Annotated in this window: 12 protein-coding genes; 9 read left to right on the top strand and 3 right to left on the bottom strand. The window is 57.4% G+C overall.

Annotated elements, in window-relative coordinates; genetic code table 11:
• Nucleotides 1-11: 11 nt before the first annotated feature.
• Complete coding sequence (asnB, locus tag ACQQCD_RS04710; RefSeq protein WP_430267246.1) at nt 12-2,687, bottom strand: asparagine synthase (glutamine-hydrolyzing); 2,676 nt, start codon at nt 2,685-2,687, stop codon at nt 12-14.
• A 97-nt stretch (nt 2,688-2,784) separates the two neighbouring features.
• Between asnB and pdxT the strand changes: the two genes are divergently transcribed.
• The 9 genes from pdxT to ACQQCD_RS04665 all read left to right on the top strand — a co-directional run bounded on the left by pdxT (nt 2,785) and on the right by ACQQCD_RS04665 (nt 12,776).
• Entirely contained in the window at nt 2,785-3,474 is a 690-nt protein-coding gene (gene pdxT, locus ACQQCD_RS04705) for a pyridoxal 5'-phosphate synthase glutaminase subunit PdxT (RefSeq protein WP_430267245.1), read from the top strand.
• Between the two features lie 3 nt (nt 3,475-3,477).
• A complete protein-coding gene (locus ACQQCD_RS04700) occupies nt 3,478-4,233 on the top strand; it encodes a YebC/PmpR family DNA-binding transcriptional regulator (RefSeq protein WP_430267244.1) in 756 nt (251 codons plus the stop codon).
• Nucleotides 4,234-4,280: 47 nt separating this feature from the next.
• Nucleotides 4,281-4,859: a crossover junction endodeoxyribonuclease RuvC gene (gene ruvC, locus ACQQCD_RS04695; protein ID WP_430267243.1), complete on the top strand. Its 579-nt coding sequence runs from the start codon at nt 4,281-4,283 to the stop codon at nt 4,857-4,859.
• A 72-nt stretch (nt 4,860-4,931) separates the two neighbouring features.
• Nucleotides 4,932-5,588: a Holliday junction branch migration protein RuvA gene (ruvA, locus tag ACQQCD_RS04690; protein WP_430267242.1), complete on the top strand. Its 657-nt coding sequence runs from the start codon at nt 4,932-4,934 to the stop codon at nt 5,586-5,588.
• A 6-nt stretch (nt 5,589-5,594) separates the two neighbouring features.
• Complete coding sequence (gene ruvB, locus ACQQCD_RS04685) at nt 5,595-6,731, top strand: Holliday junction branch migration DNA helicase RuvB (RefSeq protein WP_430267241.1); 1,137 nt, start codon at nt 5,595-5,597, stop codon at nt 6,729-6,731.
• Between the two features lie 205 nt (nt 6,732-6,936).
• Nucleotides 6,937-7,326, top strand: coding sequence for a preprotein translocase subunit YajC (locus ACQQCD_RS04680; protein ID WP_430267293.1), 390 nt, complete (start codon nt 6,937-6,939; stop codon nt 7,324-7,326).
• A 118-nt stretch (nt 7,327-7,444) separates the two neighbouring features.
• A complete protein-coding gene (gene secD / locus ACQQCD_RS04675; RefSeq protein WP_430267292.1) occupies nt 7,445-9,205 on the top strand; it encodes a protein translocase subunit SecD in 1,761 nt (586 codons plus the stop codon).
• Nucleotides 9,205-10,200 carry a protein translocase subunit SecF gene (secF, locus tag ACQQCD_RS04670; RefSeq protein ID WP_430267240.1) on the top strand — a complete coding sequence of 332 codons (996 nt, stop codon included), beginning with the start codon at nt 9,205-9,207 and terminating at the stop codon, nt 10,198-10,200. Before secD ends, secF begins: the two co-directional genes overlap by 1 nt.
• Before the next feature lie 308 nt (nt 10,201-10,508).
• Nucleotides 10,509-12,776, top strand: coding sequence for a RelA/SpoT family protein (locus ACQQCD_RS04665; RefSeq protein WP_430267291.1), 2,268 nt, complete (start codon nt 10,509-10,511; stop codon nt 12,774-12,776).
• Here ACQQCD_RS04665 and ACQQCD_RS04660 read toward each other — a convergent pair.
• Nucleotides 12,773-13,435, bottom strand: coding sequence for a type IV toxin-antitoxin system AbiEi family antitoxin (locus tag ACQQCD_RS04660; RefSeq protein WP_430267239.1), 663 nt, complete (start codon nt 13,433-13,435; stop codon nt 12,773-12,775). The two genes, ACQQCD_RS04665 and ACQQCD_RS04660, sit on opposite strands and share 4 nt — an antisense overlap.
• Nucleotides 13,436-13,565: 130 nt before the next feature.
• Entirely contained in the window at nt 13,566-15,041 is a 1,476-nt protein-coding gene (locus tag ACQQCD_RS04655; protein WP_430267238.1) for a DUF349 domain-containing protein, read from the bottom strand.
• Between the last annotated feature and the right edge of the window lie 16 nt (nt 15,042-15,057).

Here is a 15,057-nt window from a genome sequence, read left to right as displayed (position 1 = left end):
GTTCGGCGTAATTAGCTCTGTTTGAAGACCAAAGACATCGGGGTGGCCTGCGCGCCCTGACCCTGCGGGTTGTCCTTGAAGATCGCCTGGATGGTTTCCTTGGGCAAGTCAGTGTCATGACCCATGGCAACTACACCGAGATCGTTGGCATCCATGATTGCAGTGCCAGCGAAGGTTGCAGCGAACTCGGTCGGGACGCTCGCGCGAATCAGCTTGCTCAAGCGCTGAGCCACCAGCTCCGGATCCTTGGGAGCCAACTTCACCGAGTTAGCCGAAGATCCCAAGGAGTAGGGGGTGGCGCCGTCGATGGCGTTGATGTTGTTACCCACCACGTTGTAGAATACGCCGCTCTTGCCCTGGAACTTGCCCACAACACTGGCAGCAGCAGCTTTGACAATCAGCGGCAAACCCACCTCGTTGATGGCGATCTGCATGGACCACGGGCTGCCCAAACCGATCCCTGCCGGGGTCCGCTTCACAAACTTGCTGAGTACACGGGCTGCGGGGGAAACATTGATCTCCCAGACCGGGAAGGAACGGCCCTGAGTGATAGCTACGATCTTTTCGCTCACGAGTAGGTACCAAGGCTGCTGTGCGACGGCGGTTCGAGTCGCCTCGTCTGCCTCCGCCAGGCCGCTGAAGAAGCGCTGAACGTAACCCAAAACCTCGGGATCCAGATCCGTTTCACGCTTGAAAACACCAGTCTGAAGCGGGTAGCGGCGGAAGGTTGCCCCACCAGCCTCAGCCGGAACCGTGATGTCCAGGTTCTTGCCCGGGTTCGGTTCGTAGTCGCTCTTGTTTTCCTTAACGTCAGCCGGGGTTTCGTTCTGATCAATGAACTCACGGAACCACAACTCAACGTTAAGCAGACGCCAGAAAATCATGGTGTCGGCGTCGTTTTTGTCATTGAGGTATTCCTCAAAAGCCGTCAGAACTGCTTCGCGGTTCCAATACGGACGCTCAGCGAAGGAATTAGACATAAAGACCTGGTAAATCCGCTCCTTCATCAGCTTGAACCACTCCGCCTCGGGGGTGGTGAAACCGATCTTGTTGCGGCGGTTGCTGATCTTCTCAGGCAACAGACCACGCGTTGCGTCCCGGAGAATTCGCTTGTTCCAACCACCCTTGATGATCGCTTCATCGGAAAGGCTGAACAGGAACTTCACCACTTCCTTGTCCAAGAACGGCACACGGCCCTCCAGGGAGAAGCGCATGGTGTTTTTGTCCTCGTAGCGCAGCAGCGACGGCAAGGACTTGTGGAACAAATCGTCAATCAGGCGCAGCTTCATGTTGTCAGCAATGTTGCTGAAAGACTCGCCCTTGTACTGGCCGGTGAAGGACTTGTTCAGCAGCGAGCTCATGGCCACAGTCTTTTTGGCGGTGAGCTTGGACTGTAGGCGGAAACGGCCCAAGCGGTAGAAGATGTCCAGCGAGGACGTGGCTTCTTTCAGGAAGGTTTTGTAGTCACCCTTGGCCTTGAGCTGGCGCAAGTAAGCGAAGTAATACGGAATGTAGCCGGCCATCATCTCGTCAGCACCCTGGCCATCCAACAACACAGTGACGTGCTTGGAGGCTTCCTTCATCACGCAGTACTGCGCGTAGGGGCCGGAGGAAATGATGGGCTCTTCCATGGTCCGCACAAAGTCATCCAAGTCGGCAGCAAAATTCTCTGCCTTGGGAAGGATCTTGTGGGCTTGGATGTTGCCGCTGCACTTGGCAATAGCTGCGTCAGCGTAGTGCTCTTCGTCGTTGATCGAATTGGGGAAAACAGCACTGAAGGTGTTCTGCTTTGCACCAATCGAAGAGGTTGACTCGGCGTTCTCCTGCATCAGCTTGTTGATGGTGACCACCACCGCCGAAGAGTCCAAACCACCGGAGAGGGCCGAGCCCACAGGAACTTCAGATTTCAGGCGCAGGCGAATGGCCTCGGTGAAACGCTGACGGTACTCCTCGGTCACAGCCGGGGTGTATTCGCGGTTGACCGTGGAGAGCTCTTCGAGTTCTTCACGCAGGCGGGTAAATGAGCTGATCTGGAAGGTGCCAGTCTCATTGTTGATGTGCATCATCTCGCCGGGCTGCAACTTGGAGACGCCGTCAAAGAAGGTCTCTGAAGAGTCATCGTGGATGCGGTACTGCAAGTAGCGGTACAAAATGCGCTCGTTGGCTTTGCGGGCCACCTTGCCGGTCTGAAGAATCGGCTTGATTTCTGAGGCAAAAATGATCTTGGGCGCTGCATCGGTTCCGGCGTTAGCCCAGTACAGAGGTTTGATACCAAAGTGGTCGCGTGCCAGAACGGTGACGTTCTTTTTCTTGTCCAGGATGGCGAAAGCGAACATACCGTTAAAGCGGTCAAACGCTTCAGTGCCCCACTGCTCATAGGACTGCAGCACCACTTCAGTGTCCGATTGAGTACGGAAGGAACGGCCCAAAGCCTCGAGCTCGGCGCGCAACTCTTGGTAGTTGTACACCTCGCCGTTGTACACCAAAACGGTGTCGCCATCGGCGCTAATCATCGGCTCTTGGCCGTGCGCGACGTCGATAATCGAGAGCCTGCGGTGGGCCAAACCCACGTTGCCTTCGGTGAAGTAGCCCTCGCCGTCGGGGCCGCGGTGCTCGATGCAGTCATTCATAACCCGCAACATCGCTTCATCTTCACCAAAACCGTGGTAACCGGCGATTCCGCACATAGTGCCTACCTCTTCGCTCGTCTTTTGAATCCTTGTCAATGCTACTGGGTTCAGTGCTCCGCAGCTCCGGGGCGCACCACACGCCTAGAATGTTCAGGTGAAAGTTGCACACACTGCTGATCCACATGTTGGAGTTCTTGCCCTCCAAGGCGATGTTCGTGAACACATCCAGGCCGTAGAGCGTTCCGGCGCCAGAGCCATTGGTGTCCGCCGGCCCAGCGAACTGGCCAGCGTTGACGGGCTGATCATCCCGGGCGGGGAATCCACCACCATTGACAAACTCGCTAGGATCTTTGATCTGGCTGAGCCCATCAAGGAACGGATCCGTGAGGGGCTACCGGTCTACGGCTCGTGCGCGGGCATGATTTTGTTGGCAGATGAGATCGCTGATCCCACCACTGACCTTAAAGGTGTCCCACAAGGCAGCTTTGGTGGACTGGATATTACGGTCCGGCGCAACGCCTTTGGCCGCCAACGCGAGTCCTTTGAAACGGACCTAGACTTCGCTGGTCTTGAATTCAGCGCTGGCCGTAACGGCAACCCCGAGGTAGAGAAAGTCCATGCAGTATTTATCCGTGGGCCTTGGGTGGAACGTGTGGGCGACGGGGTAGAAATCTTGGCCCAAGTTGAACCGCGAAACGCCGCACACACGGAGACTTTGCATGGAAAGGCTAGAATTGTGGCAGTGCGCTCCGGCCAATTGCTGGCTACCTCCTTCCACCCGGAAGTGACGGGGGAGTTGCGCGTCCACGAACTTTTTATTCGCATGATCAGAGGAGAAGCGTAAAGCATGTCAGGCCACTCCAAATGGGCAACCACTAAGCACAAGAAGGCCATCCTCGATAGCCGCCGCGCGAAGTCCTTTGCCAAGCTGATCAAGAACATTGAAGTTGCTGCACGTATGGGCGGCCCGGACCTCTCCGGTAACCCTGGTTTGGAACTTGCCGTGACCAAGGCAAAAAAGACTTCGGTGCCCGCTGACAATATTGACCGCGCCATCAAGCGCGGCGCTGGCCTCACCGGTGAGGTTGTTGACTACACCGAGATTATGTACGAATGCCGCGGCCCGCAGGGTTCTGCACTGTTGATTGAGTGCCTTACCGATAACAAGAACCGTGCAGCCTCTGAGGTTCGCTTGGCCATTTCCCGCAACGGCGGAACCATCGCAGATCCCGGCTCGGTCAGCTACCTCTTCAGCCGCAAGGGTGTTGTAGCGCTGCAGAAGAACGGTCTGAGTGAAGACGACGTTCTGATGGCTGTTTTGGACGCAGGTGCCGAGGAAGTTAAAGACGACGGCGACACCTGGGAAATCCTCTCCGAGCCGCAGGACCTGCAGGCTATCCGTGACGCACTCAAAGAAGCTGGCATCGAGTATGACACCGATGAAGCCGAGTTTGTTCCGTCCATGGAAGTTCCTTTGGACGTTGAGGGTGCCAAGAAGTTTATGAAGCTCGTTGATGCTCTCGAGGAGTTGGATGACGTTCAGAACGTCTACACCAACGCCGATTTGAGCGAAGAAGTTCAGGCCGCCCTCGAAGCGGAGTAGGACTTAACACAGTGCACTAATCGCAAACAATTTGAGGAGGCCCGGAGTTGACCCTGCGCGTTTTGGGAGTTGACCCGGGCCTTACTCGTTGCGGTTTGGGCGTGGTGGATGTCGAACGTAACCGCCGCGCAACCATGGTGGACGTGGGAGTTGTTGGCTCCACGCCTGACCAGACGTTGGATCAGCGATTGCTCGTGATTGCCAACGCCATTGATGAGTGGTTAGACCGCTACCAGCCCGATGTCCTTGCCGTGGAGCGAGTGTTCTCCCAACTCAACGTGAGCACTGTGATGGGTGTGGCCCAGGCGTCAGGCGTGGTGATTGCGGCGGCGGCGCGTCGTGGTATCCCGGTGGCTCTCCATACGCCGTCGGAAGTTAAAGCTGCTGTGACCGGTAGCGGTACTTCCAATAAAGAAGCCGTCACCAAACTGGTCACCAAGATCCTGCGGCTGGAAAATTCGCCGCGTCCAGCTGACGCTGCTGACGCCTTAGCCTTGGCGATTACGCACGCTTGGCGGGCTGGAAGCGGCGCAGCGATTTCGACGACGGGACCCGGCAGTGACTCGCTCACACCAGCCCAGCGGGCTTGGGCTGAGGCCGAAGCTAAGGCACGCCGCAAACACTGAATGGCTCTTTCTGTCAGGGCCGCACGCTACGCTATTCGTAGATATGTTCGGATAGCAGTTCAGGAGAAACTCGTGATCAGTTTTCTACGCGGCCCCGTGGCGCACCTTGGTTTGTCCACTGCGGTCATCGATCTCAACGGTGCGGGTATGTCAGTGAACGCCACCCCGCAAACCCTTGGGACCTTGCGGGTGGGCGAGGAAGCCAAGCTGTTCACGTCGATGATTGTCCGCGAGGATTCACTGACGCTGTTCGGGTTTAAGGACGACGACGAACGCGAAGTTTTCGATATTCTCCTCACCGTTAGCGGTGTGGGGCCGCGCTTGGCGTTGGCAGTGCTCGCCGTTCACGATCCAGAGACCATTCGGGTGGCTGCCCATTCTGGTGACGGCAAAGCCTTTACCAAAGTTCCTGGCATCGGGCCCAAAGTCGCCGGCAGGATTGTGCTGGAACTGGCTGGAAAGCTTGTCCCTCACGGCACGCCGGCCAGCGCCCCAGCAACGCCTGCCGTTGTGGGCGAAGCGCTGTGGAAACCCAAAGTTGTGGCCGCCATGGCATCGCTTGGCTGGTCGGAAAAGGATGCTGGCGCCAGTGTGGACAAGGCGATGGCGGATTCCCCCGAGATCGCAGAGGGCGGCAATGTTGCCGAAATTTTGCGAGCCACCTTGCGTTGGTTGGGTCAAGATGGCGCCCGAACCTCAAGCCGCGCACCTGCGGCAAGGCAGGGGTAGGCACTCGTGAGTGAACCGTCCCTGATGAACGGGGGAGAGGAACCGGAGGAGCGGCTCATTGAGGCAGCTCTTCGGCCCAAAAACCTTGATGACTTTGTGGGCCAGCATCGTGTCCGCAAACAACTGGACTTGGTCCTGCAAGCCTCCCGTATGCGTGGGCGCAGCGCTGATCATGTCTTGCTTTCCGGCCCGCCAGGCTTAGGTAAAACCACTCTGGCTATGATCATTGCTGCCGAAATGAATGCCCCACTGCGCATCAGTAGTGGTCCAGCGATTCAACACGCGGGCGACTTAGCAGCCATTCTGTCTTCGCTCTCCGATGGCGAAGTGCTGTTTCTCGATGAAATCCACCGGATGTCCCGTCCGGCCGAGGAAATGCTGTACATGGCCATGGAAGATTTCCGGGTGGACATTGTGGTGGGCAAAGGCGCAGGCGCAACGGCCATCCCACTAGAACTGCCGCCCTTCACTCTGGTGGGTGCAACTACGCGCGCCGGTTTGCTGCCTGGCCCTCTCCGCGACCGTTTCGGGTTTACCGGGCACTTGGAGTTCTATGCGGTGGAAGAACTGGAACTGGTCTTGCGCCGTTCAGCTGGTTTGCTGGACCTGAAGGTGAACTCCGCTGGCTTTTCCCAGATTGCGGGCCGCTCACGTGGTACACCGCGTATCGCGAACCGGCTCTTGCGCCGTGTCCGTGACTGGGCGTTGGTTCACGGAATCGAGCAGATCGATGCCCGCACGGCCTCTGCCGCGTTGGACATGTACGAAGTGGACCACAAGGGGTTGGACCGTCTGGACCGTGCAGTCCTAGAAGCTCTGGTTCACAAATTTGGTGGCGGTCCAGTGGGCCTGTCCACGCTCGCCATCGCCATTGGTGAAGAACCCGAAACTGTAGAAACCGTGGCCGAACCATTTTTGGTGCGCGAAGGACTCCTCGGGAGAACCCCTCGGGGTCGTATAGCTATGGCGGCCGCGTGGGAACACCTAGGTCTCACTGCCCCCGAAGGCAGTTTTGGCCAGGCTGGTTCGGCGGCACGTCAAGCAGAGCTCTTTGGCGAAGTGTTCGAGGATTCTGCCGAGGGCTCAATCGAGCCGCAGACACCCATTGCTTACGGTGATAGCCAGACATTTCGACGCGGCTAGGGGTTGTTGGAACTCCTTGTGTACGGGGTTTCCGCTTAGACTGATATGACGCTCGGCACGTTTTCGCCTCGTTGTCCGGCCGTTTGACCTGCGATCCATTGGAATCTACGGGTAGTATCACCACCGAATTGCATCTAAGAACGGAATTTTCCCTGTGGATATCACCACCATCTTGCTTTTTGTCATCTTCGCCGTGTTCATCTTTATGATGTTCCGCCGCAATAAGAAGGCGCAGCAGGCTCAACAGACTCTTCAGTCCCAGTTCGCCCCGGGTGTGGACGTTATGACTAGCTTTGGTCTCTACGGCACCATCGTGTCCATGGACGAAGAGAACAACAAGGTAGTGCTGGAACTTTCCCCCGGTAACCTAGCCACCGTTCACCGTCAGGCCGTTACCAAGATTGTTGAGCCGGAAACCGCCGCTGTTCCCAACGACGCTTCCTCGCTGACCGCCGATGAGGTTGTCGCCGAGGAAAACACCACTGCTAACGATGCAACCCTGAACAAGGGCCCCGTTGCAGATGCGCCGGTTGCCAATGAAACGCCTGAGGAAACCCTCAACCGTCTCAACGAGCAAGGCAACAAGGACAAGTAGTCAACCCAGCAATCTGGATCGGAATTCGGCGGTGCGAGAACGCGCCGTCGAATTTCCATGGGTCCAAGATTCTCTGAGTATCCTGCCGCTCTGACGGCACCCAAAAGAAAGATCGATGATGGCACGAAAAGGCCCGAAGAACCCCGCGCGGCGCACGCTGCTGTGGCTGGGCGTTATCTTGTTGGCCCTCGCGGCGGTGTTGACCGGCGGTGTGGTTACTAACAAAGCCACGTGGCAGCCCAAGCTCGCTTTGGACCTTGAAGGCGGAACCCAGATGATCCTGGCACCGCGGGTAGAGGGCGGCGGATCAGTCAACGAGGAACAACTGAACCAAGCGGTGGAAATCATCCGCCAACGCGTTGACGGTTCAGGTGTTTCCGAGGCTGAAATTAGCACGCAGTCTGGCCGCAATGTTGTAGTGAGCCTTCCCGGCACTCCCAGCGCCGAGACTCGTGCCTTGATTCAGGCTTCTGCCGACATGAACTTCCGTCCCGTCATTCAGAGCGGCGACGGGGCAGCTGTGCCTGCTGCTTCACGCACGGCCGCAGATAAGCTGCCCCAGCCAACTGCCAAGCCCACCAATGGCAGCGATCAGAACTGGGTGACAGCAGACGTTTATAAGCAGTTCGAGGCATTGGATTGCTCCACCCTGACCGGAGCCCAAAAGGCTGCCCGGTCAGATCCGGCCAAACCACTAGTCACCTGTGAAGTAGCAACGGCTACCACACCTGCGATCAAGTACATCCTTGGACCGGTTGAAGTGAAGGGCCAGGATATTTCCGGTTCATCGTTCCAACTCCAGCAGGGACGCCAAGGTGCAGTGACTAATGACTGGGCCGTCAACATTCAGTTCAACGCTGAAGGTACCGCTAAGTTCAAAGAAGTTACTCAGCGCTTGAACCAGTTCTACATTGCTGCTGGTGGCGAGCAAGGAACAGATCCGCGTTCTCAGTTCGCGATTGTTCTCGATGACAAGGTCATCTCTGCCCCGCGTTCTTTGGCTGTTATCACCGACGGCAAGCCGCAGATCACCGGTAACTTCACAGAGGCTTCCGCTAAGGCACTTTCGGATCAGCTGAAGTTCGGTGCTTTGCCGATCAGTTTCGAGATCCAGTCTGATCAGCAGATATCGGCAACCCTTGGTGGCGAGCAACTTAAGATGGGTCTCTTGGCCGGTTTGATCGGTTTGCTGCTGGTGGTTGTTTACTCTCTCTTCCAGTACCGTGCTCTTGGTCTTGTCACTATTGCCTCCCTTGTGGTGGCTGGTGTCCTCACCTACCTCGCTATCGCGATTCTGGGCTGGACGGAAAACTACCGTCTGTCATTGGCTGGTGTGGCCGGTATCATCGTGGCGATCGGGCAGACAGCTGACTCGTTTATTGTCTACTTCGAGCGTATTCGTGATGAGCTACGCGAGGGCCGCGGACTAGTGTCCGCCGTTGAAAATGGTTGGAAGCGTGCCAAGCGTACGGTTCTAGCGTCCAAAGCAGTGAACCTTCTGGCAGCCGTGGTCCTCTACTTTGTGGCTGTAGGTAGCGTCCGAGGCTTCGCCTTCACTTTGGGTCTGACAGCACTGGCTGACCTCTTGGTGGTCTTTATGTTCACGCACCCCACACTGCAGCTCTTGGCTCGCACCAAGTTCTTCGGCGAGGGCCACCGCTTCTCGGGACTTGACCCGGAACGTTTGGGCGCTGTGCCGCTGTACCGTGGCGCTGGCCGGCTACGCGAACCGGGCGATCGTCCCGCCGTCGTACGCCCCAAGAACGCTGGAGCTGCAGCTGAGGCTGAGCGACGCATGACCATTGCCGAGCGACGCTTGGCCGAACGGCAGAACCAGCTTTCCGGTTCCGCTAAGAACACTGCGAAGGATGGCGAGTAATGTCTAGCTTCTTTTCAACCTTCGGTAACGAGCTCTACACCGGAAAGCGCTCTTACAACTTTGTGAATTCCAAAAAGATCTGGTTCGCGATCGCAGCGGTGCTGGTTCTCATCTCCATCTTGGTCCCGATCCTCAAGGGTGGTTTTAACCTTGGCATCGAGTTCCGCGGTGGATCCGAATTCACGGTTTCCCAGGTCAAAACCACCGACTCTCTCTTGGGCGAAAAAGCGGTTCATGATGTGGTGTCCGGTTCCGTACCGCGTGTTGCCAATGTTGCTGGCAACACCATGCGCATTCAGACGGACAAGCTCACTGCTGAACAGACAGTGGATCTGAAAGCTTCTTTGGCCAAGGCCTACGGTGTGACCCAAAACGAAGTCACTTCAAGCTTTGTTGGCCCCACCTGGGGTCAGGACGTCACCCAACAGGCACTCCTTGGTTTGGTGGTCTTTGTGGTGCTCGCCGCCGTGCTGATGGCTTTGTACTTCCGTACGTGGAAGATGTCCGTCTCCGCTCTGGCGGGCATGCTGGTAACGATGTTCATCACAGCCGGCGTGTACGCCTTGAGTGATTTTGAGGTGACTCCCTCGGCAATCATCGGATTTCTGACGGTTCTCAGCTACTCGCTCTATGACACAGTGGTGGTCTTCGACAAGATTCGCGAGAACACCGCACACATTTCCACATCCACGCGCCGTAGTTTTGGCGAAGAAGTGAACTTGGCCGTCAACCAAACCCTGGTGCGCTCCATCAACACCATGATGGTGGCAATCCTTCCGGTGGGTGCGATTTTGTTCATCGGTGCCGGGCTCTTGGGTGCTGGAACCCTGCGCGACCTGTCCTTGGCGCTGTTTGTGGGCATCTTCATCGGTACCTTGGCCACTATCTTCATCGCCGCCCCGCTCTACGCGTGGCTGCGCGAGGGTGAACCGGAACTCGTCAAGCAGGCGAACAAGGTTGAGGCTCGCCGCGAATCAGAAGCTGCAACGGTGTAGTTGGACACGTTTTAGAACAGGCGCAGAAGGGGCCGGTGACTGGGTAAGATCTCAGTCACCGGCCCCTTTGGTGTCTTCATTCTGCACTAGTCCCTATTGCGGAATAGACTGGGTAAATTAAGTCAGGCGCGGAGGGCTCAACTGTGAAAGATAGTACGACGGCGGCAGCTCAGGACAGCGGTGCGGGCACGTCCCGTACGCCTGGGCAGAGTGCTAGTTCCAGTGCGGGCGAGGCTACGGCGAATGCCGCAGCAAACGCCGCTGCCGCTGCGCCCACAAGCATAGGTGTAGCCGTGGATAGATCCGGTATGCGCCCAACTTTCCCGGGCCGCCGCGAACGTACCCGCTCTCGCTTGGCAAGACTTACGGGCAGGGGAGCGGTGGGCTATTCGCCCATTCTGGAACCACTCCTGCGTATTGTGCGGGCCAACAACCCCAAAGAGGACCTAGAACAACTCCAGCGCGCGTTCTTGGTGGCTGAGCGCCAACATCAAGGCCAAAAGCGCAAGAGTGGGGACCCGTACATCACTCACCCGGTGGCGGTGGCAACAATCCTCGCTGAACTGGGTATGACCGGCACTACTCTGGCAGCAGCCCTATTGCATGACACGGTGGAGGACACGGACTACTCCCTTGAGCAGCTGACGAAGGACTTTGGTCCTGAAGTTGCCATGCTCGTGGACGGGGTCACCAAGTTAGACAAGGTCACCTTTGGTGATGCTGCCCAGTCCGAGACTGTGCGAAAAATGGTTGTGGCCATGGCCAAAGACATTCGTGTGCTGATGATCAAGCTTGCCGACCGCCTCCACAACGCCCGCACATGGCGTTTTGTTTCGGCCGAGTCTTCAGCGAAGAAAGCCCGCGAAACTCTTGAGATCTTTGCACCTCTGGCACATCGCCTGGGTATGAACACCATCAAGTGGGAACTCGAAGACTTGTCCTTCGCAGCTCTGTACCCGCGTGTGTACGAGGAAATTGTGCGCATGGTGGGGGACCGGACCCCGGAACGCGAAAAGAACATTGCGGTTATCCGCAACCAGATCACCGAGGATCTGCGACAGTCCAAAATCAAGGCCACCATCAGCGGCCGTCCCAAGCACTACTATTCGATCTACCAAAAGATGATTGTGCGGGACAAAGAATTTGATGACATCAATGATTTGATGGGTATCCGCGTCTTGGTGGATACCGTTCGAGACTGTTACGCGGCCTTGGGCGCCATGCACTCGCGTTGGAATCCCTTGCCTGGGCGGTTCAAAGACTACATCGCCATGCCCAAGTTCAACATGTACCAGTCACTTCACACCACGGTGATTGGGCCGGGTGGTAAACCCGTTGAGATCCAGATCCGAACTCATGAGATGCACCGCCGCGCCGAGTACGGTGTGGCGGCCCACTGGAAGTACAAAGACCAGCCCAACCGAACGGCCCAAGGCCCTGGTAGTCCGCGCGACGGCGACATGGGCTGGTTGCGGTCCCTAGTTGACTGGCAAGAAGAAACCTCGGATCCCGGCGAGTTCCTCGATTCGCTGCGTTTTGAGATCAAAACTCAAGAAGTATTTGTTTTCACCCCCAAGGGTGAAGTGATGGCTTTGCCGGCTGGTTCAACGCCCGTGGACTTTGCCTATGCCGTGCACACCGATGTTGGTCACCGCACCATTGGTGCGCGCGTCAACGGCAAATTGGTGCCGCTCAACAGTGAACTCAACCAAGGCGACTGGGTAGAGATCTTCACCTCCAAGGCAGAAGGCGCCGGGCCCAGCCAGGATTGGCAGAACTTTGTTAAGAGTGCACGGGCACGAAACAAGATCCGTCAGTGGTTCAGCAAAGAACGCCGTGAAGAAGCCATTGAAAAGGGCAAGGATCTCCTGACCCGCGCTTTGCGCAAACAAAACCTGCCGCTTCAAAAGCTCATGACACACGACGCGCTGATGGCAGTAGCCGAAGACTACAAGTACGTAGACATTTCCGGTCTCTACGCAGGCGTGGGCGACGGGCACACTTCAGCCCAGTCTGTGGTTGAAAAGATCCTGGACAATCTTGGTGGTCACGAGAGCCCAGACGATGACCTCGTGGAGATGACAGTCCCGGTCCACAAAGCCAGGGCGCGCGTCTCAGACTCCGGCGTGGTGGTCCGCGGTGTGGACGATGTGTGGGTCAAACTGGCACGTTGTTGCACCCCCGTTCCGCCGGATCCCATCTTGGGTTTTGTGACTCGTGGCTCGGGTGTCTCTGTGCACCGCACTGATTGCACTAACGTCTCAGGTTTGCGTGAGCAGCCGGACCGCATTGTGGAAGTTGAGTGGGCACCCACCCAATCGAGTGTGTTTCTGGTGGAGATTCAAGTTGAAGCCTTGGACCGTAAGAGCCTTCTTTCCGATGTAACACGCGTTCTCTCCGAGAACCATGTGAATATCCTGGCGGCTAGTGTCCATACTTCTACCGAGCGTGTTGCGATTTCCAAGTTCGCCTTTGAAATGGGAGATCCTAAGTACCTCAGCCACGTGCTTAGCGCAGTGCGCCGGATCGACGGTGTGTTTGATGTCTACCGCACCACTGGAAATCGGCGGCGTTAAACCGACTGGCAATGGTGCAGTTTCTTCGCGGTGAAGGGCTCGGTTTCATTTTCGAGGTACCAGAGTGCTTGGAGGGCCTTGAGTTTGTTGGGCACACGCGGTGTGGCAGAGACAGCGCTCACCAGCAATCGTTGGCTTAGTCCAAATTCTGGGTTGTCCAAGAACAATCGCAGGGCAGGGAGACTGTCCTCTGCCCGGACGTGCATGGCCAGATCAACTGCTGTTCGCAGTGGGCTTGTGACCATCAGCCCGCCCAAGCTCTGAACATCCATTTGCCCCAGATGAACTTCGTGGAGGTTGCAGCGAAGGTGTGGACGCAGACTAGAGAGCCTCCGGTTGGCGTCTACAAGGAGTGTTAGCCGCTCTGGAACATCAGCACACCCGTGAATCCACGCAGCTGTCATTCGGCCGGCTACTACCTTTTGGCGCACGCGTTCTGGCACTTGCAGGCTGGCCGAACGGGCACGTAGGCGAGCAGCCTTAGGCAGAGCGGCAGAAACGTAACTCATCCCGTAAAGCGCCTGCAGGACGCCGTCGTTAGCCATGGACTGAAGTTCCGCAGAAGTGAACGGTGTCCCCGGCATCAGCACTGCGTCCGGGTTTGGAACGAATGCTGGGGGAGGCGGGTCAGCTGCGCTGGTGGCGGAGGCGGAATTCATTACTACATCTTGGCGTGTGCCCGCCAACGAGTACAGGGACCCTGCCCCGTATGTGGAAAACGGGGCAGGATCCCTGCGAATGTTTGATCTTCAGCGGCTCAGAGCCGCCGTGGGGGCTTGCAAAAAGCTGTTAGGCCAGTTCATCAGCTGACTTACGAATGGTCTCGAGCCAAGCTTCGCGTGCTTCAAGAGCTTCCTTAGCCGACTTGATCTTGCGCTGGTCTGAAGACTTCTCGGCCGCTGCCAGATCTTCCTTCAGTCCAGCGATCGTAGCCTCAAGCTGGTCCAGCATGCTGTTGGTACGTGCCTTAGTTTCAGGATCGGTACGGCGCCAGTTCTCGTCCTCCGCCTGACGTACTCCATCTTCGATCTTGCGCAGCCCAGCCTCCACCCGGCCCATGTCTGCGCGCGGAACCTTTCCCGCAGCTTCCCAGCGGTCACGAATGGACTGCAGTGCCTTCTTGGCTGCAGCCAGATCCTTCACCGGGAGGATGGACTGAGCTTCCACAAGAAGGTCTTCCTTCACCGCAAGGTTGGCGGCGTAGCTTTGATCGATTTCGTCATTGGCTGCCTGGCGAGCCTTGAAGAAAACGTCCTGGGCGGCACGGAAACGAGCCCAGAGAGCGTCATCTTCCTTGCGGCTGGCACGCGGAGCGGCCTTCCACTGGTCCATCAATCGACGGTACTCACCTGCGGCGTAACCCCAGTCAGTTGAGCTAGCCAGCTCTTCGGCCTGAGTAATCAGTTGCTCTTTAGCGTTTTTGGCGGCCGCGTTGGTGCTGTCCAGCTGAGAGAAGTATGCGCGGCGGTGCTTGTCGAAGACGGTGCGTGCGTGGCGGAATCGCTTCCACAAAGTGTCCTCAGTGGCACGGCCCAATCGCAAACCGGACTTCTGTGCCGTCTTCCAGCTCTCGAAGAGTTCGTTCATCCGGGCGCTTGAGGTCTTCCACTGGATAGAAGCCGGGTCTTGCGAAGAGATTTCTTCTGCCTCAGCGACGATCGCCTCACGGGAGCTAATCTCTTGGGCCCGGGCTGCTTCATGAGCTGCTTTTTCAGCAGCTTCAAGTTCAGCAATCTTGGTGGACAAGGCGTCCAAGCGGGCCTCAGCACCCAAGACGTCTCCCACCAGGTGTCGCTCGGCGAGGACTTCACGCAAGTGACCCACGGTTTTATTCATATCTGTGGTGGGTGCCTTAGATTCCACACGCTGTTCCAGCAAGAGAATCTGAGCTGCAACGTCTTCGTACTTCCGCGCAAAATATGCCAGGGCCTCGTCGGCACTAACATCCGGGTACTGACCCACTGGCTGCTCAACGCCGTCGACCGTTAGAAAGACGTGACCGTCCCCTTCAACTCGACCCCACTTTGCTGCCTCTACGAGGTTGACAGTGGGTGCTGCGGCAGCTGGTGCTGGCACCACTGCGGCGGGCTTGGGGCGTGCTGCAAAGGCGGCAGGGCTGGGCCGAGGGCCAGCAGGCGCAGAAGGAGCTGGTGCAGCAGGCGTTGCTGTCGCTGCGCTCTCGGGTGCATCGGTTTGGGAAGAAGTCACCTGCTCTTCAGTGCTGGCTGCTTCACGTGTTTCGTCGGATTGCTGACTGTTGGTCACCGCTAAAAGTCTTTCG

The sequence above is a fragment of the Pseudarthrobacter sp. J1763 genome, from assembly GCF_050490295.1.
Classification (GTDB): domain Bacteria; phylum Actinomycetota; class Actinomycetes; order Actinomycetales; family Micrococcaceae; genus JBNPEO01.
The sequence above is the reverse complement of the archived record's forward strand: the minus strand, read 5'-3'. Positions and strand labels throughout refer to the sequence as shown.